Origin of the sequence: Sphingobium sp. (assembly GCF_041987595.1) — a bacterium.
Classification (GTDB): domain Bacteria; phylum Pseudomonadota; class Alphaproteobacteria; order Sphingomonadales; family Sphingomonadaceae; genus Sphingobium.
Map to the genome: position 1 here is coordinate 1 of NZ_JBHIWJ010000198.1, position 1,312 is coordinate 1,312.

General features: G+C 64.4%; 1 protein-coding gene. It reads left to right on the forward strand.

The genetic code is table 11. The features are described from left to right. Positions 1 to 1,312, forward strand: a 1,312-nt coding sequence (cofH, locus tag ACFC3J_RS22695; RefSeq protein WP_375198173.1) for a 5-amino-6-(D-ribitylamino)uracil--L-tyrosine 4-hydroxyphenyl transferase CofH, incomplete at both ends; no start/stop codon positions are given.

Sequence of the window (1,312 nt, forward strand, 5' to 3'; positions counted from 1 at the left end):
TGGAGGACGCCACCAAAGCCGCGGGCCGCATATTGATGCAGCGGCTCGCCATCGGTCCGCGTCATGCGCTCGCCGCGCGGGATTGGGTAGCGCCAGCCATCGCCACCCAGATCCTGCGTGCCATCGACGGGCGGGGATTGCCCAAGGTCGACGACTGGTCCGCAGGGCATGGCGATCCCGCGCCCGACATCATGGCCGTGGAGCCCGTTCTGGCCTCCCGATCGGTCCTCTCCATCCTTGCCGCGGCGGAGGAGGGTGAGCGGCTGAGCGAAGCGGACATTGTCACCCTGTTCGATGCCGAGCAGGATGATTTCACCGCCATCGTCAACCAGGCCGATCGGTTGAGGCGGCAGGCCGTGGGCGACATGCTGACCTATGCGGTCAACCGCAACATCAACTATACCAATATCTGCCTCTACAAATGTGGTTTCTGCGCCTTCTCGAAGAGCAGCACCAAGGCCATGCGCGGTCCGGCCTACAGGCTCGACATGGAGGAGATCGGACGCCGCGCGGCCGAAGCCTGGGATCGCGGCGCGACCGAAGTCTGCCTTCAGGGCGGGATTCATCCCGATTATGACGGTCACACCTATCTTGATGTCCTGAAGGCAGTGCGTGAGGCCGCGCCCGATATTCATATCCATGCCTTTTCGCCGCTGGAGGTGACGCACGGTGCGCGCACGCTCGGTCTGCCGCTGGAGGATTATCTGGCACGGCTGAGGGAAGCGGGGCTGTCCACGCTACCCGGCACGGCGGCGGAGATACTGGATCCCGAAGTTCGCGCCATCATCTGCCCTGACAAGGTGACGGCGGATGAGTGGATCGAGGTGATGCGCGTGGCGCATGGGGTGGGCCTGCGCAGCACGGCGACGATCATGTTCGGCCATGTCGAGGAATATCGCCATTGGGCGCGCCATCTGCTCCGCATCCGCGGGTTGCAGGAGGAGACGGGCGGCTTCACCGAATTCGTGCCGCTGCCGTTCGTGCATATGGAATCGCCGATCTGGCGCAAGGGGCTGGCACGGTCCGGGCCAAGCTATCGGGAGGCCGTGTTGATGCACGCGGTGGCGCGCATCGTGCTGCATCCGGTGATCCCCAATATCCAGGTGTCCTGGGTGAAGATGGGACCGGAAGGGGCCGCGGCGATCCTGAATGCAGGCGCCAATGACATGGGTGGCACGCTGATGGATGAATCGATTACCCGGGCTGCCGGTGGCGTCAATGGGCAGGAATTCGGGCCTAAGGAAATGCAGGCTCTGGCGGCCTCGGTGGGACGGCCTGTCCGCCAGCGCACGACACTTTATCAACCGGTGCC